Here is a 26,444-nt window from a genome sequence, read left to right as displayed (position 1 = left end):
TGTGTGGGAATATACTTACCTTGCGCGCTATTAAAAAGCTCGCCGAGTAAATCGGCTCCTACCAAAGATAATTTGTGTGGGAATACACTTACCTTGCGCGCTATTAAAAAGCTCGCCGAGTAAATCGGCTCCTACCAAAGCGAATTTGTGTGGGAACTTGCCTACCTTGCGCGCTATTAAAAAGCTCGCCGAGTAAATCGGCTCCTACCAAAGATAATTTGTGTGGGAATATACTTACCTTGCACGGTATAAAAAAGCTCGCCGAGTAAATCGGCTCCTACCAAAGCGAATTTGTGTAGGAGCAAGTTTACCTTGCGAGCTTTTACCGCTTTAAAGATGCGCTGCTCTAAACAGCGCTTATCAAATAATTAAAGTGCCGAGCGCTGTCTCAATACTTCAAACAAACATACACCAGTGGCAACCGACACATTTAAGCTAGATACGCTACCGACCATAGGGATCTTTACCAGCTCATCACAGTGCTCACGTGTTAGGCGGCGCATACCATCCCCTTCCGCCCCCATAACGATGGCCATAGGCCCTGTTAGGTTGGCATCAAACACAGCAGTATCAGTTTCTCCAGCGGTACCAACTACCCACACTCCTGCCTCTTTAATATCACGCAACGTACGAGCAAGGTTCGTCACTTGAATGAGCGGAACCGTTTCGGCTGCACCACATGCCACTTTTCTTGCCGTGCCATTCAGTTTTGCTGACTTATCTTTAGGTACAATCACACCATGTACACCAGCTGCATCCGCACTACGTAAGCAAGCTCCTAAGTTGTGAGGATCTGTCACCCCATCCAACACCAAGAAAAACGGTGTGGTTTCTCGTTGAATGATGTCATCAAGATCTTTTTCATTGAAAGCCCGCGCCGCTTTAACATTGGCAATAATTCCCTGATGTTGCTCACCATTTGCTTTGTTATCAAGCGCTTTACGCTGCATAAATTGCACCGAAATACCAAATTTACGCGCCTCATTGACCACTTGATTTAATCGCTTATCTTCACGTCCCTTTAGTGCATAAATTTCTAAAAAGCGCTCCGGCGCGTTATTCAAAATGGCTTCGATTGAATGAAAGCCAAAAATTAATTCGTTACTCACGTTAAAGCTCCCGCTTTAGATTTATTGTGCTTTTTTACTGCGATTTCTTTCATTTTTACCAGGACGTTTTGCTTTGCTTTTCGCCCCTTTCGTTTTTTTGCTGCTCGATTTCTTTTTCGATTTCAGCGTACCGGCTTTTTTCGCTTTTTTAAGCTCACCTTTTGGCGTTGTCTTCTTCCGCTTTTTAGACTTTCCAGCCCCTTTATCTTTGCCATTTACCGAGTCAGTCTCATCACGGCGTTTAGTCTCAGGGATCTTGCCTGCTTTAAGTTGTGCACGAACACTACCAGCAGCACCCTTAGCTGACTTTCTTCGTCTTGCGTATCTGTCTTGTTGACCTTCTTCGGCTAATGCTAAATTGATCCGGCGGTCATCTAAGCTCACCGAAGCAACCACGACATTAAGCTTATCGCCCAACCTAAACACAGTACGGCTATGCTCTCCAATCAAGCACTGCTTAGCTGCATCAAAATGGAAGTATTCATGACCCAAATTGCTGACATGGATCATACCGTCAATCTGCAAATCGTCCAGCCTGACAAATAAGCCAAAGTTGGTAACTGACGAGATCACACCAGTAAACTCATCACCAACATGGTCTTGCATAAACTCACATTTAAGCCAATCAGCAACTTCACGGGTCGCGTCATCAGCGCGGCGCTCTGTCATTGAGCACTGCTCACCGAGTTGTTTTACTTCATCTTCGTTATAAATATAAGCGCCACTCACGGGTTGCTCTTGTTGCTGCAAGATGCCTTTGATCGCACGATGCACGACTAAATCTGGGTAACGACGGATCGGTGAAGTAAAGTGGGCATAGGCTTTTAATGCCAAACCAAAGTGACCAATATTTTCTGGCTGATATACTGCTTGCTTCATTGAGCGCAGTAACATGGTTTGGATCAATTCTTTTTCAGAGCGATCTCCCAATGACTCAAGCGCTTGCGTCAACTCCTCTGGCGACGGATCGTTAGGTAATTGGCTTTCAATACCCAAGTCTTGCAAGAATTGTCTAAACTGGCTCAACCTTTCAGGATCTGGCTCATCATGAACACGGTACAAACTATGGGCTTCGTGTTTTTCCAATAGCTTTGCCGCAGACACATTCGCCAAGATCATACATTCTTCAATCAACTTATGGGCGTCGTTTCTAACAACAGGCACAATAGAGTCAATCTTACGATGCGCGTTAAAAACAAAACGTGTTTCTAGGGTTTCAAACTCAATTGCACCACGCTCCTGCCTTGCCGCTTTGAGCGCCATATACATGTTATGAAGCTCTGTGAGATGAGGCACAAGTGGCTGATAATCAGCCCTCAGTTTTTCATCGCCTTGTAAAATCGCATGAACTTTGGTGTACGTTAAACGGGCGTGAGAGTTCATCACTGCTTCGTAAAAGCGGTAGCCCGATAAGCGACCAGCTTCAGACACTGTCATTTCAGCGACCATACACAAACGGTCAACTTTTGGGTTTAGCGAGCACAAGCCGTTGGACAGCACCTTTGGAAGCATAGGTACAACTTGCTCAGGGAAATACACAGAATTTCCACGTTCTATCGCTTCTTTGTCAAGCGCGGTGCCTTTACCTACATAGTGAGAAACATCAGCAATGGCCACCCATAAACGCCAGCCACCTGACTTTTTACGTTCACAATACACGGCGTCATCAAAGTCCCGGGCATCTTCGCCATCAATGGTTACTAGCGGCAACTCGCGCAGATCAACACGACCCTGTTTAGCTGACTCTTCAACAAACTCACCAAGGTTTGCAACTTGTGCTTCTACTTCACTTGGCCACTCATGAGGAATGTCATGATTACGAAGTGCCACCTCAATTTCCATACCTGGCGCCATATGGTCACCTAATACTTCAAGTACTTTACCCATTGCATTCATTTGTTTGCTAGGGCTTTGAGTGATCTCTACCTGCACCATTTGATTATGACGAGCACCATTTTCTTGACCTGGTACTATGATAATATCTTGCGTAATACGCGGATCTTCTGGCACCACTACCGCCATGCCAAACTCAACAAAATACCGACCGACGACTGGCGCACGCTCTTTTTCAAGTACGCGAACAATGCGTGCTTCCACCTTACCACCTGAGCCTCGACTGCCAGCCTTCGCTAACACCCAATCGCCATGTAGCACTCGCTCCATTTGATACTTAGTGATAAACCAATCTTTGGGTTCGCCTTCCACTTCTAAAAAGCCAAAACCGTCACGATGGCCAACAACACGGCCTTTCACTAAGCCATCATCGCTTGGAATGGTGTAACACTTGAACTTATTGAAGTGTAACTGACCATCTCGCTCCATCGCGCGCAAGCGGCGTTTAAGTGCGACTTGACGCTCTTCGTCTAGCACTTTTAAGTCGAAACACAGTTGAGAGAAAGAAGGAGGTTTGGCCGCGCTTTTAATGTGCTCTAAGATAAATTCGCGACTGGGTACGGGGTTGTCGTATTTTTGCTGTTCTCTATCGAGATAGGGATCCTGTTTTGGCATTACTGTCTTGTTAAATAAGCTATGCTGTTATTTTAACCCAAAATAACAGCACTCGCATTAATTATCAGTGAACACAGTATGCGAATTCAAAATAAGTTCATATATCGGCTTGATGATAATTATTGATTCAAGCCTTTGGCTAAAATTTACCAACGATATTTAAAAACCAACCTTTTGAGTTATAGCTTAAGTCGGTTAAGTCATCCGAAAAGTGAGTGAAGTTATATCCCCCATTTTCATGTAAAAACCAACCTTGCCTATGTTTAATAATATCAAAAACTTATACTTTAACTACAGTGCTATTTGCATGAAAACATACAAAATAAATAACATACATAACACCAGATGAAGCCTATTATGCTGATAAATTCACTGCCTGATTTGAATGACTCTGTGGGGTGACCAGCTGTGCATGTAACTCTAATAGACGCTCAACAGACTGACGAGCCACAGCAGCGAGTGTATCCCAATCTATTGTCGAACCAGATTGTAGTAACTGAGACTGTAAGCTTTGAATATGTTCGACTAAGTTTATCATGCCAAAGTTCTGCGCTTCGGCCTCGATATAATGCAGCTTTTCTGCTGCCAAGTCCTGAACATCTAGCTCAATTAACCCCTTTATCTGGGCAATTTCATATTCAAACCTATCTGCAAGGTACATCAGTTTGGTTGCTAAAACTCCCGATGCTTCACTGTGTACAAGCTCTAAAAATTTAGGCCGGTCAATCAACACGTTGCGCTCAATGGAGGAAACTTGTTTGATCGTTGAGCTTTCTAATACCGCATAGAGACGACTTGGCATCACCGGCTTTGTTAAACAATCCTGCATACCAGCTTGTAAGCATCGCCTTTTCAATTCAGGGTCGCCGTCACCTGTCAACGCGATTACTTTGATTTTTTTCGTAAAACCAATTTCAGTAAATCGAGTTTTGAACCACTCAAGGCCATGCCCATCAGGTAAATGCATATCTAATAAAACAATATCAAAATGATGTGCAAGTAGAGTAACTTCAGCCTCTGCCAAGCTTTTAACTAGAGAAAACTGCGTAACCATATCATTTAGGTAATTGCTGATCACCTCAACATTTATTGCATTATCCTCAACAACCAATACATTCAATGGCAGTTTTTCCGCACTCAACTGACCTTGCTGTATTGGCGTGTTACTACATTGGCAAGTTAATTCAAAGCTAAACTCAGTTCCTTGTCCTAACTGACTTTTTACGTCCAAGTTAGCTGCTAGCCCATTTAATAGTTGTTTACATAGCGCCAAACCAATCCCGGCACTATGTGAGATAGATTGTTCGCTGTCGAGAGTGACGAAGGGTTCAAAAATTCTTTCTATTTGCGCCTCAGTTAAGCCTTTTCCTGTATCGCGAATAGCAAACCGAATCGCTTGCTTATCGTCTTCTCTAGCTGCGCCTTCCAGGGTTAACGTAATACACCCTTTGTCGGTATATTTTATCGCATTTGAAAGCAAGTTTCTTAGTATCAGCGCTAACGTATCTTGCTCTACAATATGCACATCTTGCGGGTATACACCTTTGACTTCCACCTTCAAACTCAGGCCCTTTGCTAATGCGAGGGGCTGCAATAAACGTACTAGCTCTTGAGCAAGACTATAAAGGGAGAAAGGCACGCGGTTTTGTGCTGCATACTCGCCCTTTGCCTGTAGCAGCACTTGATTGGCTAAATCAGACATCGACATCGCAGCATGAACTATCACATCACACAGTTCAGCATGACGAGCAGGCTCACGCGGAACCTTTTTAAGTGATTCTGCGTGCCCAACAATGGCATTTAACGGTGTTCTTAATTCATGACTTAGCAGGGTTAAAAACTGGCCTTTGATTTGAGCTGACTGTTCAGCAGCCGTTTTCAAGCTTTGCAATTCTTTTTCACGACGGCTACTACACAACAGACAAAGTGAAAAGCATAGCAACAATGGCATAGTGCTTACTGACACGGAGAAGAATTGATTAACCCAATTTGCTGACACTAAGCTATCTGTTACTGAGTAGCTACCTAACATGACAGCCCTGAAGGTAAATACCAACAGCAGGCTAAAACAAGATAAACCAAATGCCCAATGTGCCACAGTAAAGTCTTTTGATAACAACTTTTGGCCTTGATTTAGCGCTCTTAAACAATAAATCATTGCCATTGCCCACACCAAATAATTGAGTATGACCCGTGCAATAAAATTAAAGTCTACGTATAAGAAATAACTAAAACTAGGAATTCCGATAGCCCCAAGCACATACCAAGGCATATAGTTACTCTGAACTGCAAAAAAGGCGTCCACACCCCGAGTAAGATAGAATAAACCTATTGCTATGGCTAAATTGGGAATAAAAATAGAAAATGTGACGGGTAATGTATAGGCAGCCAGCAGCCCACATCCAATCCCCGTCAATGCAATAAAACACAGCCAATCTCGAGTGCCTGGGAGAGCCTTATTAATAAACCAGTTTACCGCCATAAATACAGTGCAAACCACCGTGGTAATTGCGGTTACTTGAATAAGGAATTTAGGATCCATCAACAACACTCAAAATTAATACATTATCATTACTTTGTGAAGTAGCGCAGTATAGTACTGCTTAACATTATTTTGAAGTATTAAGTGAATATATGCTATTACAATACCTTACAGCCACCCTTTTTGCTTCGCGATCCTTGCTGCATCAATTCGATTTGTCGCATGTAATTTGGCGATAGCATCCGAAAGATAATTTCTTACGGTTCCGTCACTTAAGAATAATTGAGCTGCAATTTCCGTCGTTTTTAAGCCCTCTCCTGCCAATCGTAATGCCCTGCGTTCTTTATCTGTCAAAGGATCAGCATCTTCAAGTGCATATAAAGCCAGCTCAGGATCAATGACCTTTTGCCCATTCATCACTTTTTTTAATGTTGATAGTAGGTACTCACTTGGCGCTTCTTTCAAAACAAAGCCATTCACTCCTAGTGTAATTGCGCGGCGAATGTAGCCTGCTTTGGAAAAGGTTGTCATGATGACCACTTTACAGTTAGGCTGTGTTTGTTGCAAATGCTGGGCAAGCTCAAGTCCTGTAATATGAGGCATCTCTATATCGGTCAGCACAACATCTGGGCTTAAAGACTTGAGTTTTTCTTTGGCAACCTGACCATTTTCAGCATCTCCTATTACTTCAATATCCTGATCTAAACTCAATAGTGCAACGATAGCACCTCTAACTAATGCTTGATCTTCAACAATAAACACGCGGATCATAAATCTACCTCAATAACAGCTTTAAAATATCCACCTTGCTCTGTGTGATAAACCAACTGACCACCACACTCCTTTAAACGCGCTCGGATCCCCATTAATCCATTCCCTTCTTTAATACTCTTCACTGAACCATTGTCTTTAATTTCAACTGATATACTCTGTTGCGTTTGTTGCAGTTGCACACTCACTTTGTCGGCATCGCTATGGCGGATAATATTAGTACATACCTCTTTGGCAAAAAAACACAAGCTCGCTTCTTTTTCTTTATCTATTTCCACCGCACTTAGATTTAGCGACACAGCAATTCCCTTATCTTTCAGCCGCGAGGCCATAATATGAAGTTGTGCGTCTAATGCCAGTTGATGATAACCCGTAACTGCCTGGCGTACTTCGCTCAGTGCTTCTCGTGCAAGCTCAGCGACCTGAAGGGCCTCAGATTGCGCTTGCTCATACGCCTGTGCAGCAGCAAACTTACTGGCAAGCTCAGCCTTTAATGCAATAGAACTCAATGAATGCCCGAGTAAATCATGTAAATCTCGTGCAATTCGTTCTCGCTCAGCAACGGCACCTAGGCGCTTTATCTCTTGCTCACTTTGACGCTGCAACTGACGATGTACTCGCTCTCTATGCGTTACCCAACCAAAGATAAATAGCCCCAATGAAACACAAATGGCAGGCATTAAAAAGTAAATCGTATGCGCTGGTATGATAAAATGGGAGGTAAACAAGATAGATATGAGTAGCCCCAAAAATCCATAAACTTTGTATTTACCCTGTAAACTAAAACCGCAAAAAAAAGCAACAAAACCAAATAACGAGCTAGTACCGGTTGTCGCCAAACTGCCAACAATACACAGTAACGTCATCAGTGACAAAAGGGTAATTAAAGCAATACCGGTTTTGGCAATACTCTGCCAATACAGCCAGACAAATCCGAGATAAATCAAAAGCTGCGCGAGCAGGTTAAGGCTCCCCTCTTGTGTCCAACTAAAAGCCAAAGGAAAGAAATAAAAAATTGAGAATATCAATGGACCAGCATCCCAAAAGGAGCGCCGCTTTTCTACTAAAGTGTGATCTGTGGTAATGGCCACCACGTTCTCCTGCTCATTATTTTATGTTGTTTTACTATTATTGTTCGATGTGGAGTGACAAGTGTTCGCAATCTTGTAGACTGCTAAAAAAAGCCTAAATAATTTTTTTATGCAACCGAAACAATCCGCTTTACTGTCGCTCCATAGTGCCGTTTTATTGTTTGGTGGAACAGCATTATTTTCAAAATTGATTTCACTATCAGCACTTGATATTACTGTTTATCGCGCAGCTATTGCTTTCATTGTGTTACTTATTTTATTAAAACTGCAACGCCAGCCTATAAAATTACACAATCAACGAGATTACCTAGTCGCGATTATGCTCGGCGCAATTGTTGGGCTGCATTGGGTTACTTATTTTGCCGGTATGCAAATGGCTGGCATTGCTATCGGGATCATCGCATTTTTTACTTACCCGGTGATCACTGTATTTTTAGAGCCATTATTTAATCGCAAACAAATACAACTCAAAGATATTATCAGTGCATCAACAGTATTGCTGGGGATATACTTACTGGTGCCTGAAGCTAACCTTGGTAATCAAGTAACACTGGGTATTGTTACGGGGGTATTCTCAGGCGCGCTATTTGCACTACGCAACCTATTACAAAAACAATTTTTTTCGCACTATAGCGGGCCACACACTATGCTGTATCAAACGCTGGTAGCTTGTTTGCTGCTCATTGCGTTTGTTGACGTGCCACCACAGCACGTTTCGCCGCAAAACATTTCACTCATTCTATTAGCTGGGGTTGTATTTACGGCTATTCCTCATGCTTTATTTGCCTCAAGTTTGAGACATTTATCTGCTACCACAGCCGGATTAATTTCTTGTTTACAGCCATTGTATGGAACACTGTTAGCTTATATTCTGTTACACGAGACGCTAACGCTAACAACATTATTCGGTGGCTTGTTAGTCGTTAGTGCAGCCTGTTTTGAAACTTGGTCTATTACAAGGAAAAAAGCATGATTCAAGTCTTAGCGCATCGTGGAGCCAGTGGCAGTTACCCCGAAAATACGCTTGCAGCTATAGAGGCAGCGTTAGATATTGGTGTTGATGGTATAGAGTTAGATGTGCAAAGCTGCGCAGATGATTACGCGATTATTCATGATACTTGGCTTGATAGAACCACAAATGGCGTCGGCAGAGTGAATGAACAAAGCCAAGCTTACTTAGCAACGCTGGATGCGGGTAAAGGACAAAAAATTCCCACTTTGCAACAAGTGTTTACTACCATTGGTACTCGAACTGATATTAATTTAGAGCTTAAGCATACTTTTGGTTTGGATAAATTTGTTTCCTACATTGAAGCGCATATTCAACAGGGTATTATCAACCGTGAGCAATTGCTCATTTCATCATTCGATCATCATCAACTGCTATGGTTGAAGCAAAAGCTGCCTTGGGTGAGAATTGGCGCACTGACCGCTTCTATTCCAATCCACTATGCGCAATTTGCCGGATCACTGCATGCTTACAGCATTCATATGGACAAGAATTTTATCAACCATGATTATGTGTTGGATGCAAAGTCTAGAGGCCTTAAGGTATTTGCCTATACGGTCGATAAACAACAAGACATAGATATGATGATTGATTATGGTGTAGATGGTATTTTTACCAATTACCCATGCCAGACAAAAATGTATTTACAACGGATTGGTGCTTATGCCACTCCAAAAGAGTAACTAGTTGATCGCTTTAGCATTGTTATTCCATTTAGCTCATCTATACTGAGACAAATAAAGTGGCACAATGATGAGCCCAATATGAGTTTATATATGCGCATTTATAATTTTATCGAAGAAACCTTTTTCTTCACACTCACTCGTAAAATAGTTGGTAACCTAGGATTTTTACTGCTTTTTCAAATCATTAGCTTGATTTGGCTATATTCTGAGCTGGTGAGCGCCGACGCCAGTCTGGCCGCATTCTGGCTGCTAGCTATTGTGATTATTGCAGCATTTGGTTTTACTGTGTTCTACATGCGCTTTTTAATTGTCCGCCCAGTACAAGCAATGAAAGAGTCATTAGAGCGAATTAACCGCCAAGATGGTAATTTAGATGCCAAATTGCCTCAGTTTACCTTTGACGAATTTAGAGATCTCAGCGAACAATACAATTCTTTTACCACTCATTTAAGCGAACTATTAGAAAAGACCTATCAAAGTGCTGCTGCTGCAACCCAAAGCAACCATGATGTCACAGCATCAATGCAAAGTACCGCAAGCTACGGTCAGCAGCAGTTAAGTCAGGGCGATACCATCATTGCAGCCTCTGATCAGGTTAGCCATAGCTTACAAAGCATTGTTCACAATACGGATCAAGTATATCAGGCCAATACAGAGAGCCTGCACTTCGTTAGAGGCTCATCACAAACCGTCACTAAATTGGTAGCTGAAGTAAAACAAATCACCACACTGCTTGGTAACTTTTCATCGACGGTGCTGGGGCTAAAAGAGAACAGCGAAAATATCCGCAGTATCCTAAAAATGGTTGAAGAGTTTTCAGATCAGACTAATTTACTTGCGCTCAACGCTGCGATTGAAGCTGCCCGAGCAGGAGAAGCAGGTCGAGGGTTTGCCGTGGTTGCCGATGAGGTAAGAGCACTCTCCGTCAAAGTAAATGACGCCACACGCCAAATTAGTGACTTTATCAATAAGATGAACGTACTTGTTGGCGAAACCAATCAAGAATCAGAGCAACTTATTTCACACTCGGTTTCTGCCGAGAAAGCCATTAGTGAGACATCCAATGGCTTTATCTCAATGAGTGATGATTTTGAGCGCAATCAAGCACAATTGGAAGAAATTGTCAGCGCAGTGCACCAACTGGAAGAGACACAAAAGCACACCCATCAAGCTGTGCAGCAAATTGTTGAATTGGGGCAGCACTCAAAATCGCAAATAGATAGTGCATTGGCTGAATGTCAAAGCGCTCAAAAACTTACAGAAACAACCCAAAAAGAGCTGAAACGGTTTGTTTCACATAAATAGCCTAAACTTAGGATCACTATTTGCTCTTACCCCAGATGTTTCGCGGTGCGTTAAGCCCGCGAAACATCAAAACTGATTACTTCACTTATGGTCGTTTTGTTTAGTGCGAGCATAACCAATCTATCTATGCCCACCGCAACGCCGGCACAATCAGGAATGCCAGCATCAAGAGCTCCGAGTAGACGCTCATCGACAGGCACAGCATCAAGCCCCATTTCTGCTCTTAGCTGATTATCTTGCATAAAACGGGCACGCTGCTCGGCTGCGTCGGTTAACTCATTAAAACCATTTGCCAGTTCCATATTTTGATAATACAGCTCAAAGCGCCCAGCAACTCGATTATCTTTCGGGTTGAGCTTGGCAAGCGCTGCTTGTGATGCCGGAAAATTATATACAAAACACGGAACACGTTGGCCAATTTGCGGCTCAATCTCCATACAGAACAACAACTGTAGCAATGTATCTGGGTTATTTTCAATCGCGGCTATATCACCATAACCACGCTGCTCGGCATGCTTTTTTAAGTCGCTTAAAGAGATAGCTAGTGGGTCAAACCCAAGATAAGTAATAAACGCCTGCTGATAGCTGATTGACTCACTTGCACGACAGTCTAGTAAATACCGCATCAATTCATCTAATTCAGACATTAGCTCAAATTCATCATAGCCCACCTGATAATACTCAAGCATAGTGAACTCTGGATTATGATGACGGCCAGACTCTTCATTACGAAATGCTTTGCCAAGCTGAAAAATAGAGCCACTTCCTGCTGCCAATAACCTTTTCATGGCATACTCTGGAGACGTTTGTAAGTACAGTGGTAACCCTTGGCTATGATTTGGGCCAACAAAACGTGTATGGAAAGTATCTAAATGGGGATCGGTTACTGAGGCCTGCGAGAGGCTTGGGGTTTCTACCTCCATTACCTCTCGGGCTGCGAAAAACTGCCGTATTTTCGCTAAAATCGCGGCCCTATGTCTTAGCGTTTCTATGCTTGCGCTCGGCTGCCAATCATTTACCATTATTTCTACTCCAAAAAAATCCCAGCTTAATGCTGGGATTTATCAATGCCTATTTGTCTTATATAGCGCTTTACTTAAAGGCCAAAAAGCCTTGTTGATAGCGCAGCTAGCGCATTTTATTACCATTAAGGCAACTCTTTGCAGCTTATCACTCTTTCAAACTAAGAAAGCATTAAAACAAATGGTGTAACAACTTAGGTTGATGTGGTATTTATTTTACGCGGCTAACGTATTCGCCACTGCGCGTGTCAACTTTAATCACTTCACCAATTTGAACAAACAAAGGAACGCGTACAACAGCACCTGTGCTCAATGTAGCAGGCTTACCACCAGTACCTGCGGTATCACCTTTCAGGCCAGGATCCGTTTCGGTGATCTCGAGCTCAACAAAATTTGGCGGCGTTACAGCAATTGGGTTGCCGTTCCAAAGCGTAATAGTACATACGTCATTTTCAACGAGCCATTTTACGTTCTCGCCTACCGCTTTTTCATCCGCAGCGATTTGTTCAAACGTGTCGTTATTCATAAAGTGCCAGAACTCACCATCTGTATATAGGTAAGCAAGATCTGTGTCTATTACGTCTGCACCTTCAACTGAATCACCAGACTTAAATGTTTTTTCTAATACTTTACCTGAGATAAGCTTGCGGATCTTAACGCGGTTAAACGCTTGTCCTTTGCCAGGCTTGACCATTTCATTTTCTAAGATAGAACAAGGCTCGCCATCGATCATAATTTTTAGACCGCCCTTGAACTCGTTGGTGCTATAATTCGCCATCGTATCCTCTAATCTACGTATATTCGAGTAATTAACCTGCTAATGATACAAATAAATGAAGTAAATTTGCAGACTAACTGGCAAAAAGAATTAGCAAATGTTGTCACTGACCCACAGGAACTACTTAACATCCTAGGGTTGCAAGACCATTTTAATGCACGAGACTTTGCAGCTAAGCGCTTGTTTCCTATGCGAGTACCACGCCCATTTATTGATAAAATGCGCCACGGAGATCGTTACGATCCTTTGCTATTGCAAGTGCTGCCGGTACATCAGGAATATTTAACTGAAGCGGGATTTAGTAAAGATCCACTCGAAGAGCAAGACGCACCAGTGCCGGGGCTGCTACATAAGTATCGCTCTCGAGTATTACTCATGCTCAAAACCGGCTGTGCGGTCAACTGCCGTTACTGCTTTCGACGCCACTTTCCTTATCAAGATAATCAGGTCAATAAACGCACCTTAGCCCCAGTGTTTGATTACCTACGCACCCACCCTGAAATCAATGAGGTGATCTTAAGCGGCGGTGATCCGCTGATGGCCAAAGACGACATGATAGCTTGGGTGTTAGAACAATTAGAGACGATACCACAAATCAAACGTTTGCGTATTCATAGCCGCCTACCAGTGGTGATCCCAACGAGAATAACCGAGGCATTATGCCAACGTTTAGCACAGAGTCATTTAAAGGTGATTTTGGTTAACCATATCAACCACCCGAATGAAATTGACGAACACTTTAAAGCCGCAATGAAACAGCTAAAACAAGCAAATGTGACTTTACTGAACCAAGCTGTACTGCTCAAGGGAATTAACAACGATGCTGCAACTCAAGCCCAATTGAGTGAAGCCTTATTCGATGCGGATATACTGCCTTATTATTTGCATTTGCTTGATAAAGTAGAAGGGGCTAGCCACTTCGATGTTGAAGAAGCAGAAGCCAAAGCCCTTATGGCTGAGCTTTTAGAAACGTTGCCAGGATTTTTAGTGCCTAAATTAGTGCGAGAGATTGGCGGTCAGCCAAGTAAAACACCGGTTGACCTAGATTTACTCGGTTAAGAGCGCAAAAAATCGGTGCTAATGACCCTAGCACCGATTGCTTTTGCACATAGCTATCGGACAACCGAAGACAACGTGCCATCAACCCATAGCAATTAAGCGTATGTGTTGATGTTGTTGCCTAACGTTGCAGTTACTGATTTAGCAGGTGTTTGTGCAGCAGCACTGTTACCCGCAGATTCAATTAATGCAAGCGCGGCTTGTCCATCTGCTTTCTGTTGCTTTTTTGCCAATGCAGCGCTGTATACTTCGCCACTTTGACTCGCTCCAGACATAGCAGGTAGGTTACTTCCGGAAATATTCATAAGTGATTACCTAACTTTTTGATGGATCAGATAAGGTATCGGCATACAAAGCTAAACCTTTAGGGTAAATTTTGAGATAAATTTCCAATCCCTTTTTACTACCTTTAAAAGAGTAGATTTACACCTGACATTTGTAAATGAAACCCTTAAAATAAGCGCTTTTAGTAGGGCGATTAGGACTGACCATGCAAGCCGTTATCGAAAAACTCAATGAAAACCTCAAGATCGTATACCGCCAAGCACTAGATGCGGATAAAAAGCTTGATGACTTGCAACAGCAAGGCCACGGTAAGTTTAAAGCACTATTTACAGAAGAAGCGGGATTTACGTTTGAAGCTAAGCGCTTTAAGCCATATGTTTTGGATGTTGCAGCCGATGTTGAAGGTCTATCTAAAACTGAAGAAATTGACGAGCAAAAACTGGCGTTGGTGGTTAAAAAACTCCAATCTCTATTGCAGCTACTCGCGACTTTTAAATAACACTACACGTAAACACGCAGCCAAAACGCTGCGTGCAACCTTATCTAAAAAGAGCGCCTAAAGTTCGTTTATAAACTCACTTTTTTCATCAGGTCGTCTTCAAACCATTCTGTCAACAAACGCTTCTCATAATAAAAAGATTCATCTAAGCCGCGTTTGATTCTATCCATAAACGACATGTCTTTTAATTTTACTGCGTTTTCTTGTGCAATAGTTTTACCTGCTTGATCCGTTAGCTGGTAGCTAATTTCTAAACGCGGAAAATGGATCGGCTTTATCACACGAATATCTGATATTCCATAATGTACATCACCAGCTAGGTCTATTTCATCGAAGCTAACTGCTAGTTTATAACCTTCCGGCAACTGCTCAGCTAATTCCTCCACATGCTTGGTAAATTGCTTCTCCACACGCTCATAAAAGGACCCACGTGTTTCATTACCTGGGCGCACATCACGGTACTCTTTAAAGTCTTTCCAAGTCACCGAAACTTCACCTGCATTTACAAATAATGGTGTCAGACACAGGGCAACTAATGTCATTGGTAATTTCATCTTTAGATCTCCTTCAAGCTCTATCACCACCTTACTCTTTATCAATACGAAGTAAAGCAGGATCACACCCTTTTACGCAGTGTGACAATTAGCTACATTTTCATCAATATAATAGTAAGACCGACGTTATTGGTAAATGTTCTCAGGTTTGTCGAGTAAAGTTATGCTAATCATCTTAATTAAGTAGTCTATTTTAAGACGTGAAAACCTTGTCGATAACACCGCTTCCTCGCTCTGCTCACGCCGAGGTACCTACGTCCTGTAGGCAAGGCAAAAATTTTGCTGTTTAGTTGCTCTAAATAAGAAATTTTTAGCGTCAGATTTACTTCTTCAAATTGAGCAAGTATTAAGTTTGATTGGTATTAAATACATACCTTGTATTGCTCAAAAGCAAAAACCCAGCCGAAGCTGGGTTTTGAAGCGAGATGCTTAGGAGGTGATGTTTATCACATCATGCCACCCATACCACCCATGCCGCCCATGCCGCCCATATCTGGAGCAGCTGGCTCTTCTTTCGGGATTTCAGCAACCATGGCTTCAGTTGTGATCATAAGACCAGCTACTGATGCTGCGAACTGTAGTGCAGAACGCGTTACTTTAGTTGGGTCTAGGATACCCATTTCAATCATGTCGCTGTACTCGCCAGTTGCTGCGTTGTAACCGTAGTTACCTTCACCGCCTTTAACTGCATTAACAACAACTGATGCTTCGTCACCTGCGTTTGAAACGATTTGACGAAGTGGTGCTTCCATCGCACGAAGTGCCACTTTAATACCGTGGTTCTGGTCTTCGTTGTCACCCGTTAGCGACTCAATCTTGCTTGCTACACGAACTAGTGCAACACCACCACCAGGTACTACGCCTTCTTCAACCGCTGCGCGAGTTGCGTGTAGTGCATCTTCTACGCGGTCTTTCTTCTCTTTCATTTCAACTTCAGTTGCTGCGCCAACTTTGATTACTGCAACACCGCCAGCAAGTTTTGCCATGCGCTCTTGTAGCTTCTCTTTGTCGTAGTCAGAAGTTGCTTCCTCGATTTGTGCTTTGATCTGTGATACACGACCATCGATAGCTTCTTGCTCGCCGGCACCGTCGATGATAGTTGTATCATCTTTAGTGATAACCACGCGCTTAGCTGTACCTAAGTCTTCAACCGTAGCTTTCTCAAGCTCAAGACCAATCTCCTCAGAGATAACTGTACCACCAGTTAGAATAGCGATGTCTTGTAGCATCGCTTTACGGCGATCACCAAAGCCAGGCGCTTTAACAGCAGCAACTTTCACGATACCACGCATGTTGTTTACAACCAGAGTTGCCAGCGCTTCACCTTCAAGGTCTTCTGCAATGATTAGTAGCGGCTTGCTTGTTTTAGCAACTGCTTCTAGTGTAGGCAGAAGTTCACGAATGTTTGAAACCTTCTTGTCTACAAGCAGGATATGTGGGTTATCTAGCTCAACTTGGCCTTTTTCAGCGTTGTTGATGAAATATGGTGATAGGTAACCACGGTCAAACTGCATACCTTCAACTACATCTAATTCATTCTGTAGTGATTGGCCTTCTTCTACAGTGATAACACCAGACTCACGACCTACTTTTTCCATTGCTTCAGCAATGATGTCACCAATCTCTTTGTCAGAGTTAGCTGAAATAGTACCAACCTGTGCAATCGCTTTTGCGTCTGAACAAGGTACTGAAAGCGTTTTTAACTCTTCAACTGCAGCGATAACTGCTTTGTCGATACCACGCTTAAGGTCCATTGGGTTCATACCAGCAGCAACTGACTTAAGACCCTCATTCACGATAGCTTGGGCAAGAACAGTCGCAGTTGTTGTACCGTCACCCGCTGCGTCATTTGCTTTAGACGCAACTTCTTTAACCATCTGTGCGCCCATGTTTTCGAACTTGTCTTCAAGTTCAATCTCTTTTGCAACAGATACACCGTCTTTGGTGATAGTTGGTGCGCCGAATGATTTTTCTAAAACAACGTTACGGCCTTTTGGACCTAGTGTTACTTTTACTGCGTCTGCTAGTACGTTTACGCCTTTAAGCATTTTTGTACGAGCGTCACCTGCAAAACGAACTTCTTTAGCTGCCATGTTATAAATTCCTCTTAAATTCTGTTGTCGATTAAACTAAAAAGTATTAATTATTCTACGATGCCTAAGATGTTATCTTCACGCATGATCAAGTACTCTTGACCTTCGATCTTTTCAGTCTTTTCGATGTAAGAGCCGAACAACACTGTGTCGCCCGCTTTTACTTGTAATGCTTTAGTTTCACCATTGTCCAACACGCGGCCGTTGCCTACTGCAACCACTTCACCACGTGAAGACTTTTCAGCCGCAGAACCGGTTAACACAATGCCGCCAGCTGACTTTGTTTCTTCTTCAAGACGCTTAACAATGACGCGATCATGTAAAGGACGAATGTTCATTTATATAGTTCTCCTAACAGTTTCTGAACAATGACAGAAATAATGCTTTTTTAAGGCGGTGTTACATCCACAGATTGTGGTTAACACACGCAATTTTAATTGCTTTCATTTATGGGGATGGGCAAATTAAAACCCAAGAGAAAAAACTAAAAAATTTTAGTCTTTTCTTTCGTATTCACCTTCAATCGTTGTTGAGGAATTTCTACCCGATTGATTTTTAAACGGATCTCTAATTTCTTCCTGCTGTTCCGCATGTTCTTCGCGTGATTGATTAGCAAACGGTGACTGACCTGAGTGCATGCCTGTTTGCACTTTTACGGTGGCATGGGCCAGCAGTGACTGCGCCAGCTTTTTTCTAACTGCGGGCGTTAGCAGTAAAAACCCTAGTACGTCGGTCATAATCCCAGGCGTCATTAACAAAACACCAGCGATGATCACACACAAGCCGGTAAACAAATCTTGAGCAGGCAACTGTCCTCGGGACATCTGCTGTTGAACATTAACGTAGGCTCCCAAGCCTTGCTGTTTGACAAGTCTCGCACCTAGAATGGCGGTTGCTATCACAAGGGCAATCGTCGCAAAGCCGCCTATTACCTCGCTGACCTGGATCAGCAATGCAATTTCAATAATCGGAATGGCAATAAATAAAATAAATAAGAATCTAAACATACTTTCTCCAAATCTACGAAAGATAAATATGGGTGCCAAGGTCTTAATTCAAGCGATGCAAGTTAGACGCTTTAGAAAAGAGGCGCTATCCGCTAAGATGCCATTACCAACCCTAAAATGGAAATAGCTATGGGTATAAGATATAAACTCGTCTTATCTACATGCGGATCCGTTACCGAAGCACGTAAAATTGCAGCGCAACTTGTAGAGCAAAAACTCGCAGCGTGTGTGAACCTAATCCCAGAAGTAGAATCTATTTATGTTTGGGAAGGTCAGGTGGAGCACGCGCGCGAAACCAAGCTGTTAATTAAGACAAAATCCGAAAAACTAGAGCAAGTGATGGCTGCTATTCGTGATCTTCACAGCTATGATGTCCCTGAAATTCAAGTTGTGGATGTTACTAGTGGCAACCTAGCTTATTTTAAATGGATGGACGAGGTACTATTGTAATGCGACTCTTAGTAGTTCTTTTTTCGCTGTTAATATGGCTTCCAGCACAGGCAAATAATGCTGTGCTAGACAGCTTGTTAGCGCCAAAGCAACAAACCTTTTTACCTGTAAACGAAGCATTTAAGTTTGATTTTGACCAACAACGAAAAACATTGTTTGTCGGTTGGGACATCGCTGATGGCTATTACTTGTATAAGAAAAATCTGCAAATCATCGCCAAACAAGCCGACATCAAAGTGCCAGAGTTAGAAAAAGGCGTGATGATTGAGGATGAGTTTTTTGGCCGCACTGAAGTCTTTTTCAATCATTTATCTGTTATTTCTAAACTCGATAATATTCAACCTGGAGCGGTTGTAAAAATCCGCTATCAAGGCTGTGCAGAAGCTGGGCTTTGTTACCCACCAGAAATCGTTGAAGTGCCGTTAAGCACGATTGCAGGAGAACAGCCAAAAGCCACATCAAACAAAGCTCCAGAGACAGACGCTGAGATTCAAAACACAAGCCGTCCTGTGGATGACGACAATTTGTCTTTTACTGAGCAATTAATGCAGCGCAGCTTGCTTGCAAATATTTTGACGTTCTTTGGTCTTGGTATTGGGCTTGCTTTTACTCCCTGTGTGTTCCCCATGTTCCCTATTTTGTCGAGCTTAATCGCAGGTCAACAGGGGCTTTCAACTAAAAAAGCGTTCAGTTTATCTTTTGTTTATGTACAAGGCATGGCCGTTACCTATGCCGCACTTGGCCTTGTTGTTGCTTACTTTGGTGGCCAAATTCAAGGCTACTTGCAGCATCCTGCGGTACTTATCAGCTTTAGTATCTTGTTCGTTGCACTCGCGCTATCAATGTTTGGGCTATACGAGATCCGCCTACCAAGCAGCATGATGGATAAACTCACCCAGCTCAGTAACAAACAAAAAGGCGGCAATTATTGGGGTGTGTTTGTAATGGGTGTCTTATCGGGCCTTATTGCATCCCCTTGTACCACCGCACCTTTGTCTGGTGCTCTCCTGTTTGTCGCGCAAAGCGGCGATTATGTTGTCGGTGCGCTAACACTCTATGCACTGAGTTTGGGCATGGGCTTACCGCTATTATTGCTAGGTACTTCTGGTGGTAAGTTACTACCAAAAGCTGGAGGCTGGATGGATCAGGTCAAGACGCTATTTGGTTTTGTGATGCTATTTGTACCACTCATCCTGCTAGAGCGCATCCTTGATGCTACCGTGATCATTGCTTTGGCTGGTGGCCTTGCCGTTGCAACAGCACTTTACTTACATTACTGGCAAAGCCAATTGCAAACGAGTAAAGGTAAAACCACTCTGTGGGGTTTTGCTATCACTTTATTTATCGTTGGCTTATTTGCCTTAAAAAGCAGTTTTTTTCCAGCACCTAAGCCAGTAGTTAATGCAGTAACCACTCAAACTGAAGCCGCATCGGCAGAAAAAAAGTTTAAATTACTGCCAGACCTAGCTGCGCTTGAAGTAGCCATTGCAGAGGCTAATGCTAAAGGTAAAGTGCCAATTGTGGATTTATATGCTGATTGGTGTGTGGCCTGTAAAGAGTTCGAGAAGTACACCTTCCCAACTCCCGAGGTACAAGCACAGTTTAAAGACTACGAGTTATTAAAACTCGACTTAACCAAAGCTAATGATAATACCCAAGAGATCATGGAAGCGTTTACGGTATTTGGCTTACCCACCATTTTAATTTTTGATAGCCAAGGCAACGAGATGCCAGCACATCGCGTCACCGGCTTTTTAGATGCAAAAGACTTTGCAGCTCACCTAGACAAGGCTAAGCAGGACGCAAAGTAGCCATTTTGGGAGCAAGCTATCTTGCTCCCTTACCCTTCTCATTAGACCAGTATTTTGCTGCTATTTACCGCGAACTCTCTATAATACTCGACGAAATAGAGAAATATTTGCTATTTGCTGAAATTAGGCATAAGTTAACAAGCCATACAGTACAATTTTTTGTCTAACGCTTTACTTAAAGGAAGTTCACGTAAAATGTCTGCAAAATTAAAGATTTTATTAGTAAACGGACCTAATTTAAATATGTTAGGTCGTCGTGAAACCAGCACCTATGGTACGCAGACACTCAATGAGATTGTCGATGCGCTCACTGACTATGCACAAAATCAGCAAGTAGAGTTGTCACACATTCAAAGTAACAGTGAAGCAGAGCTTATTGAGGCCATTCATGCACAGTATGGACAATGCGATGCGATTATTATCAATCCTGCCGCATTCACACATACTAGCATTGCGCTTAGAGATGCCTTACTCAGTGTAGACATTCCCTTTTATGAAGTGCACATCACAAATGTACACAAAAGAGAACCATTTCGCCGCAAGTCTTATTTTTCTGACGTGGCGGAAGGTGTGATATGTGGATTAGGCGCGTTGGGCTATCGCGCAGCACTCGATGCTGCACTGGCGCAACTGCGAAAACAAAATAACTCAAATTAACTAACAGGCGGGTCATTGTATGGATATTCGCAAGATCAAAAAACTTATCGAACTAGTAGAAGAATCAGGTATTGCAGAACTAGAAATTACAGAAGGTGAAGAATCAGTACGTATTAATCGCCACAGTAATGCACCAGTTTACGCTCAACCTCAACAGTACATGGCAGCACCTGCGGCACCAGCACCAGCACCAGCCGCTCCTGTTGCAGCACCTGCTGCTGAAGCGGCAGCGCCAGAAAGTGCAACTCCAGCTGGTCACCAAGTTAAGTCACCTATGGTTGGTACTTTCTATTCAGCTTCATCTCCAACAGCAGCAGCATACGTAGAAGTAGGTTCAAAAGTAAATGTTGGCGACACGCTTTGTATCGTTGAAGCAATGAAGATGATGAACCAAATCGAATCAGACAAAGCTGGTGTGGTTAAAGCAATCTTAATTGAAAACGGTGAGCCAGTAGAATTCGACCAACCGCTATTCATCATCGAATAATTACGCAGAAGGTCAACGTTATGTTAGATAAAGTAGTCATTGCAAACCGAGGTGAAATTGCCCTTCGTGTATTGCGTGCCTGCAAGGAGCTAGGTATTAAGACGGTTGCTGTACACTCAACAGCCGATCGTGACCTAAAACACGTTCTTCTTGCGGATGAAACCATTTGTATCGGCAAACCAGCAGCAAGTGAAAGCTACCTTGATATTCCGCGTATTATTGCAGCTGCAGAAGTAACTGACGCCGTTGCCATTCACCCAGGTTACGGTTTTCTTTCTGAAAATGCAGACTTTGCCGACCAAGTTGAGCAAAGCGGCTTTATTTTTATCGGTCCAAAAGGCGACACGATTCGCTTAATGGGTGATAAAGTTTCTGCTATTGAAGCAATGAGAAAAGCGGGTGTTCCTTGTGTTCCTGGTTCTGATGGCCCGTTAACCGAAGATAACGATCGCAATATGCAGATTGCCAAGCGTATTGGTTACCCCGTTATCATCAAAGCCGCAGGTGGCGGTGGTGGTCGTGGTATGCGTGTCGTGCGTAGTGAAAAAGAACTGGTTGACTCAATTGCGTTGACGCAACAAGAAGCCAAGCAATTCTTTGGCAATGGCATGGTTTACATGGAAAAATTCCTAGAAAACCCGCGCCACATCGAAGTACAAGTACTGGCTGACGGTCAAGGCAATGCAATCCATTTAGGTGAGCGTGACTGTTCAATGCAGCGTCGTCACCAAAAAGTAGTGGAAGAAGCACCTGCACCAGGGATCACAGCTGAAATGCGTAAATACATTGGTGATCGCTGTACTCGTGCATGTATCGAAATCGGCTATCGCGGTGCTGGTACATTTGAATTCTTATACGAAAACGGTGAGTTCTACTTCATTGAAATGAACACCCGTATTCAGGTTGAGCACCCAGTAACAGAAATGGTCACTGGCGTAGACTTAATTAAGGAGCAACTTAAGATTGCTGCTGGCCAACCACTTTCTATTACACAAGATGACGTGGTGATCCGAGGTCATGCAATTGAGTGCCGTATTAACGCTGAAGACCCTGACAGTTTTATTCCTTCACCAGGTAAGATCACGCGCTTCCACCCAGCTGGTGGCCTTGGGATCCGCTGGGACAGTCATATCTACGCGGATTATACGGTACCACCACATTACGACTCAATGATCGGTAAGTTAATCACTTATGGTGAAAACCGTGATGTTGCAATTGCTCGCGCTAAAAACGCACTGAATGAGCTAGTGATTGACGGGATTAAAACCAATACCCCGCTGCACAAGAAGATTCTATCAGACGAGAACTTCCAAAACGGTGGTACGAATATCCACTACCTAGAGAAAAAACTAGGCATGCACCAATAACCTAATTCGTTCTCCTAAAAGAGGCCGACACTGCGTCGGCTTCTTTTATCTGCGTTACAGTAACACCCCATTCACACCTTACTCCCTACAAAAATCAGTGAAATTTCTTCGAAATACGGTAGCGGCTGCGTAACCACTTAAAAATATAAATTTAAGAATACTAATAGGAACAAGCTTGTTCGTTCCTATCGACATTACATTTGAAAAAGCCAAACTAAGCCAATCATTTCTACGGCCATCGCTCCTCGGCGAGCGAGAAAAGCACGAACTTTCTGACGCTAAAATTCATTCTATCTCTACTGCAAAAGCTACTTTACGCTCCACTTTGCTTCATAATTAAGCAATCAGTACATTCATCTCGATTTTTTCTCGTTTTAATAGTGACAAGCCTGTTAAAAATTTTTATACTGCCTGCGCTTTCAGTGATTTACCTTTAAACCACAAAGCAAAATGGCCCTATAGCTCAGTTGGGTAAACTTTCAAAGAAAGTTTACGTCGAGGAAGCGAAGGGATATTAGCGTAGCGACCCTGAGTGTTGAATCCGAGACCGGAATCAAGCTTCATGGACGAATGTTACGCGCAAAAACACAAAATGGCCCTATAGCTCAGTTGGTTAGAGCACCCGACTCATAATCGGTAGGTCCCTGGTTCGAGTCCAGGTGGGGCCACCATTTCACCCCCTAAGTTTACTATCAATAGCACTTTCTGTTTTTATACTTGGTAACGCCTTAGCGTTATGTACCATATTCAATTCAGTTGTTATGTAATATATTAAAATGTAGACTATGCGTCACGCTTTTATGTTCCTTTGAGTATTCTAATGGCCGCTCGATTTGATGTTATAAATCAAACTTTTTCAGATGAAAATCAAAAGATTATTCACGGTGATGTCCTGCTGGGTTTAAAAGCTATTCCTGACGAATCAGTGAACTTAATTTTCGCAGATCCACCGTATAACATAGGCAAAGATTTCGATGGTTTAAAGGAAAAGTGGACTGAAGAAGATTTTCTTGCATGGTGTTACGAATGGATTGATGATTGCTTTAGAGTACTCAAGCCAAATGGAACATTCTATTTAATGAATAGTACCGAAAATATGCCCTTTTTGGATATTTACTGTCGGAAACTATTCACTATAAAAAGCAGAGTGATTTGGAGCTATGATAGCTCTGGTGTTCAAGCAAAGACATACTTTGGATCTATGTATGAGCCGATATTAATGCTTACTAAACACCCTAAAAACTATACTTTCAATCATGAAGATATATTAGTTGAGGCGAAAACAGGCGCTAAAAGGCAGCTAATAGATTATCGAAAAAACCCTCCTCAGCCTTACAATACAAAAAAAGTTCCTGGTAATGTTTGGGAGTTCCCGAGAGTTAGGTTCAAGATGGATGAGTATGAAAATCATCCAACCCAAAAACCAGAATCACTGCTTGAGCGTATTGTAAAAGCATCTTCAAACGAAGGGGATTACGTCCTTGATCCGTTTTCAGGAAGCTTTACCACGGGCGCTGTTGCAAAGCGCTTCAATCGTAAATTTATTGGTATCGAGATCAATGAAGAATACGTGAAAATGGGAATTAGAAGACTCGAGCTTCCATCCCATTATTCTGAGCAAGAACTAGCAAAAGAGAAAAAAAGAAAGACCAATAATTTATCCAAAAAAAATAGGCAGAAAGAAGCTGACACAAGTGCCTCGCCACAGCAAAACCCTTTAATCAGATAAACTAAACTCGAGCTTATAGCAGTTGATAATAATTTGTTTCAGCTGCTCAATTGAATTGTTATCTGTAGAAAGTTCTTGGAGGTAATCACTTAGCTCATTTAAGGTATATATATCCTCAAATAAAGACATATAAAGCTCCACTTTTAGCTCATCCATTTCCCGGCTGGCCTTAAGCCTAATTTGGCTCTGTACTTCATCTACACTTAAGCTTGTCTTCACCACAAAACTCAGAGGAAACCGGTTCACCTTATCAAAATCTAAAAAGTACTTTTTGAAATCGATACCTTCTGTAACTTGAAAAAACTTTCCTATTGGCTTGAGTACAAAGTCGATACCTCCATCATTAGCGTTAGTTCTTCCGGTTTTATAAAGCATTAATGGGCTAGTCTCAATTTCACCGGAGCTTGTGGAGAATGAAGCTTTAATTTTCTTGAAAGACAAATGTAAGATAGCGAAAGAAACAATTTCAAAAACTCTTGCATCTGAGGTGGCATTGAAAGCCTTAACTATTGTTTTTAGTATATCTTGCTGAGTATTAGCGGATGAAATTTCAGTTAAAAATGCAATCTCGATTTTCGCGATAATTGACGCATATGTAGCAACCACATCTACCGCAAATTTAGCCACGGCTTCAGGTTTATCTCCAGCTTCACCCAAAATAGCTTCCGATACTTTCCGGTTAGAGCCATCTATGTCCATGATTTCTAAATCTGTTCGGTATTTTTTCTTAAATTCGCCATTTAATCTGTTATCCAGATGGTGATTTTGAAGTTTACTTCCATAGGGCTTCTGTCTAATCCTACGCAGCAGAGATGTGGAAGATGAGCCATTCTTTTGTCCAGCCACATAGTCCTCACAAATCACGGATATCGTATAAACCGCGGCCCAATTTCTTCTAGATTTGCTATTCCCTTTTACAGCTCGAGTCTTAAACTCAAGAAACTTTTTTAATAATCCAGTTTTACTGACACCGTGCTTTTCTGCTAATTCATCCACAAAGTGACTATATGGGCTTGTCATTATTATCCTTACTCTTAAAATTCATGAGCTCTGACGCTGAAGACTGCAAAGAATCAGCAAGCTTTAAAATGTTTAACAGACTGATATTTCTTTTGCCCCGCTCTATTCCGCTAATATATGTTCTATCAAGCTCACACAGAGAAGCTAGCTCCTCTTGACTAAGGCCTAGCTTTAGCCTCAAGCTTTTAATATGTAGTCCAAATAGCTGGAGAATTTTTTCTTCGTTCATGATAACCCTCTAATGCTAAAGGGATAATTTACCAATGTAGACAATGTGTCTACGGACTATAAGTCACATTACGTGTGGATTTTGTAATGAAGATGATGGGTGAGGTTAAATACAGCATTTTTCACATAGTGCTGGTCACCTCACTATGTATAAACTCCGGCCGGCATGATTAAAAAAGCTCAAAAACAGGCGTTGGTAGCTCTACATTCTGCAAATCAAAAATAGTTTTTGCAAAAAGTGAATGTTTAGTCTGCAATTTAAAACGGTAAATTATGATTAGCCCGCAACAATATTCAGCTTTTCAACAACACCAAAATGAGGCTAGAAAATAGTAGATTCTTTCACATCTCATAATTTACCACTGGAAGAGTCATAAGCGCATAAAGCTTTTTACCCAATGTTGGCGAATAGAAATGATTTCCCACATCAACATACT

25 protein-coding genes and 1 tRNA gene are annotated in these 26,444 nt (G+C 42.4%); 12 read left to right on the top strand and 14 right to left on the bottom strand.

Features of this window, described 5'->3' with window-relative positions; genetic code table 11:
* Nucleotides 1-368 precede the first annotated feature (368 nt).
* The 5 genes from rlmB to J8Z24_RS02625 all read right to left on the bottom strand — a co-directional run bounded on the left by rlmB (nucleotide 369) and on the right by J8Z24_RS02625 (nucleotide 7,961).
* On the bottom strand, nucleotides 369-1,109 hold the full coding sequence (rlmB, locus tag J8Z24_RS02645) for a 23S rRNA (guanosine(2251)-2'-O)-methyltransferase RlmB (protein WP_176032404.1): 741 nt from the start codon (nucleotides 1,107-1,109) through the stop codon (nucleotides 369-371).
* A 21-nt stretch (nucleotides 1,110-1,130) separates the two neighbouring features.
* The gene (rnr, locus tag J8Z24_RS02640; RefSeq protein ID WP_252095205.1) at nucleotides 1,131-3,617 is read right to left on the bottom strand and encodes a ribonuclease R; all 2,487 of its coding nucleotides are present in this window, start codon (nucleotides 3,615-3,617) and stop codon (nucleotides 1,131-1,133) included.
* A 355-nt stretch (nucleotides 3,618-3,972) separates the two neighbouring features.
* A complete protein-coding gene (locus J8Z24_RS02635) occupies nucleotides 3,973-6,159 on the bottom strand; it encodes an ATP-binding protein (protein ID WP_252095204.1) in 2,187 nt (728 codons plus the stop codon).
* Between the two features lie 108 nt (nucleotides 6,160-6,267).
* Nucleotides 6,268-6,870 (bottom strand): response regulator transcription factor, encoded by a 603-nt coding sequence (locus tag J8Z24_RS02630; protein WP_147389026.1) that lies wholly within the window; start codon nucleotides 6,868-6,870, stop codon nucleotides 6,268-6,270.
* Complete coding sequence (locus tag J8Z24_RS02625) at nucleotides 6,867-7,961, bottom strand: sensor histidine kinase (RefSeq protein WP_252095203.1); 1,095 nt, start codon at nucleotides 7,959-7,961, stop codon at nucleotides 6,867-6,869. Before J8Z24_RS02625 ends, J8Z24_RS02630 begins: the two co-directional genes overlap by 4 nt.
* Before the next feature lie 109 nt (nucleotides 7,962-8,070).
* Here J8Z24_RS02625 and J8Z24_RS02620 point away from each other — a divergent pair, with 109 nt between their 5' ends.
* From J8Z24_RS02620 to J8Z24_RS02610, 3 genes are all read left to right on the top strand, one after another.
* Nucleotides 8,071-8,934 carry a DMT family transporter gene (locus tag J8Z24_RS02620; RefSeq protein ID WP_252095202.1) on the top strand — a complete coding sequence of 288 codons (864 nt, stop codon included), beginning with the start codon at nucleotides 8,071-8,073 and terminating at the stop codon, nucleotides 8,932-8,934.
* The gene (locus J8Z24_RS02615) at nucleotides 8,931-9,653 is read left to right on the top strand and encodes a glycerophosphodiester phosphodiesterase (protein WP_252095201.1); all 723 of its coding nucleotides are present in this window, start codon (nucleotides 8,931-8,933) and stop codon (nucleotides 9,651-9,653) included. Before J8Z24_RS02620 ends, J8Z24_RS02615 begins: the two co-directional genes overlap by 4 nt.
* 81 nt (nucleotides 9,654-9,734) lie before the next feature.
* Nucleotides 9,735-10,961 carry a methyl-accepting chemotaxis protein gene (locus J8Z24_RS02610; protein ID WP_176032409.1) on the top strand — a complete coding sequence of 409 codons (1,227 nt, stop codon included), beginning with the start codon at nucleotides 9,735-9,737 and terminating at the stop codon, nucleotides 10,959-10,961.
* A gap of 50 nt (nucleotides 10,962-11,011) precedes the next feature.
* Here the strand turns inward: J8Z24_RS02610 and epmA are convergent, their stop codons facing one another.
* Entirely contained in the window at nucleotides 11,012-11,986 is a 975-nt protein-coding gene (epmA, locus tag J8Z24_RS02605; RefSeq protein WP_252095618.1) for an elongation factor P--(R)-beta-lysine ligase, read from the bottom strand.
* Nucleotides 11,987-12,194: 208 nt separating this feature from the next.
* A complete protein-coding gene (gene efp, locus J8Z24_RS02600) occupies nucleotides 12,195-12,761 on the bottom strand; it encodes an elongation factor P (RefSeq protein WP_125251025.1) in 567 nt (188 codons plus the stop codon).
* 42 nt (nucleotides 12,762-12,803) lie between these two features.
* On the opposite strand from efp, the gene epmB reads away from it, so the two are divergent.
* Nucleotides 12,804-13,820: an EF-P beta-lysylation protein EpmB gene (epmB, locus tag J8Z24_RS02595; RefSeq protein ID WP_252095200.1), complete on the top strand. Its 1,017-nt coding sequence runs from the start codon at nucleotides 12,804-12,806 to the stop codon at nucleotides 13,818-13,820.
* Nucleotides 13,821-13,915: 95 nt separating this feature from the next.
* Here the strand turns inward: epmB and J8Z24_RS02590 are convergent, their stop codons facing one another.
* Nucleotides 13,916-14,125, bottom strand: coding sequence for a hypothetical protein (locus J8Z24_RS02590; protein WP_125251023.1), 210 nt, complete (start codon nucleotides 14,123-14,125; stop codon nucleotides 13,916-13,918).
* Nucleotides 14,126-14,310: 185 nt separating this feature from the next.
* Here J8Z24_RS02590 and J8Z24_RS02585 point away from each other — a divergent pair, with 185 nt between their 5' ends.
* Nucleotides 14,311-14,604, top strand: coding sequence for a prephenate dehydrogenase (locus tag J8Z24_RS02585; protein ID WP_125251022.1), 294 nt, complete (start codon nucleotides 14,311-14,313; stop codon nucleotides 14,602-14,604).
* A gap of 68 nt (nucleotides 14,605-14,672) precedes the next feature.
* Here J8Z24_RS02585 and J8Z24_RS02580 read toward each other — a convergent pair whose 3' ends face one another.
* The 4 genes from J8Z24_RS02580 to J8Z24_RS02565 all read right to left on the bottom strand — a co-directional run bounded on the left by J8Z24_RS02580 (nucleotide 14,673) and on the right by J8Z24_RS02565 (nucleotide 18,258).
* The gene (locus tag J8Z24_RS02580) at nucleotides 14,673-15,185 is read right to left on the bottom strand and encodes a DUF3016 domain-containing protein (RefSeq protein ID WP_252095199.1); all 513 of its coding nucleotides are present in this window, start codon (nucleotides 15,183-15,185) and stop codon (nucleotides 14,673-14,675) included.
* Between the two features lie 419 nt (nucleotides 15,186-15,604).
* A complete protein-coding gene (gene groL / locus J8Z24_RS02575) occupies nucleotides 15,605-17,251 on the bottom strand; it encodes a chaperonin GroEL (protein ID WP_125251019.1) in 1,647 nt (548 codons plus the stop codon).
* Between the two features lie 50 nt (nucleotides 17,252-17,301).
* Entirely contained in the window at nucleotides 17,302-17,589 is a 288-nt protein-coding gene (locus J8Z24_RS02570) for a co-chaperone GroES (RefSeq protein ID WP_010368755.1), read from the bottom strand.
* 156 nt (nucleotides 17,590-17,745) lie between these two features.
* On the bottom strand, nucleotides 17,746-18,258 hold the full coding sequence (locus tag J8Z24_RS02565; RefSeq protein ID WP_252095198.1) for an FxsA family protein: 513 nt from the start codon (nucleotides 18,256-18,258) through the stop codon (nucleotides 17,746-17,748).
* A 129-nt stretch (nucleotides 18,259-18,387) separates the two neighbouring features.
* On the opposite strand from J8Z24_RS02565, the gene cutA reads away from it, so the two are divergent.
* The 7 genes from cutA (at nucleotide 18,388) to yhdJ (ending at nucleotide 24,759) form a co-directional block, all read left to right on the top strand.
* Nucleotides 18,388-18,708, top strand: coding sequence for a divalent-cation tolerance protein CutA (gene cutA / locus J8Z24_RS02560; protein ID WP_147389020.1), 321 nt, complete (start codon nucleotides 18,388-18,390; stop codon nucleotides 18,706-18,708).
* Nucleotides 18,708-20,519: a protein-disulfide reductase DsbD gene (locus J8Z24_RS02555; protein WP_252095197.1), complete on the top strand. Its 1,812-nt coding sequence runs from the start codon at nucleotides 18,708-18,710 to the stop codon at nucleotides 20,517-20,519. The genes cutA and J8Z24_RS02555 overlap by 1 nt, the downstream gene beginning before the upstream one ends.
* Before the next feature lie 195 nt (nucleotides 20,520-20,714).
* Nucleotides 20,715-21,176 (top strand): type II 3-dehydroquinate dehydratase, encoded by a 462-nt coding sequence (gene aroQ, locus J8Z24_RS02550; RefSeq protein WP_147389018.1) that lies wholly within the window; start codon nucleotides 20,715-20,717, stop codon nucleotides 21,174-21,176.
* 19 nt (nucleotides 21,177-21,195) lie between these two features.
* Nucleotides 21,196-21,663: an acetyl-CoA carboxylase biotin carboxyl carrier protein gene (gene accB / locus J8Z24_RS02545; RefSeq protein ID WP_128730148.1), complete on the top strand. Its 468-nt coding sequence runs from the start codon at nucleotides 21,196-21,198 to the stop codon at nucleotides 21,661-21,663.
* A gap of 20 nt (nucleotides 21,664-21,683) precedes the next feature.
* The gene (gene accC, locus J8Z24_RS02540; protein ID WP_125251013.1) at nucleotides 21,684-23,030 is read left to right on the top strand and encodes an acetyl-CoA carboxylase biotin carboxylase subunit; all 1,347 of its coding nucleotides are present in this window, start codon (nucleotides 21,684-21,686) and stop codon (nucleotides 23,028-23,030) included.
* Nucleotides 23,031-23,624: 594 nt separating this feature from the next.
* A tRNA-Ile gene (locus tag J8Z24_RS02535) sits at nucleotides 23,625-23,701 on the top strand.
* Between the two features lie 149 nt (nucleotides 23,702-23,850).
* On the top strand, nucleotides 23,851-24,759 hold the full coding sequence (yhdJ, locus tag J8Z24_RS02530) for an adenine-specific DNA-methyltransferase (protein WP_147389016.1): 909 nt from the start codon (nucleotides 23,851-23,853) through the stop codon (nucleotides 24,757-24,759).
* Here the strand turns inward: yhdJ and J8Z24_RS02525 are convergent.
* Nucleotides 24,748-25,779 (bottom strand): type II restriction endonuclease, encoded by a 1,032-nt coding sequence (locus J8Z24_RS02525; RefSeq protein WP_147389015.1) that lies wholly within the window; start codon nucleotides 25,777-25,779, stop codon nucleotides 24,748-24,750. The two genes, yhdJ and J8Z24_RS02525, sit on opposite strands and share 12 nt — an antisense overlap.
* Nucleotides 25,763-26,008, bottom strand: a complete 246-nt coding sequence (locus J8Z24_RS02520; RefSeq protein ID WP_128730151.1) for a helix-turn-helix domain-containing protein — start codon at nucleotides 26,006-26,008, stop codon at nucleotides 25,763-25,765. The genes J8Z24_RS02525 and J8Z24_RS02520 overlap by 17 nt, the downstream gene beginning before the upstream one ends.
* Between the last annotated feature and the right edge of the window lie 436 nt (nucleotides 26,009-26,444).

Source organism: Pseudoalteromonas sp. SCSIO 43201 (genome assembly GCF_023716725.1).
In the GTDB taxonomy this organism is placed as follows: domain Bacteria; phylum Pseudomonadota; class Gammaproteobacteria; order Enterobacterales; family Alteromonadaceae; genus Pseudoalteromonas; species Pseudoalteromonas peptidolytica.
The sequence above is the reverse complement of the archived record's forward strand: the minus strand, read 5'-3'. Positions and strand labels throughout refer to the sequence as shown.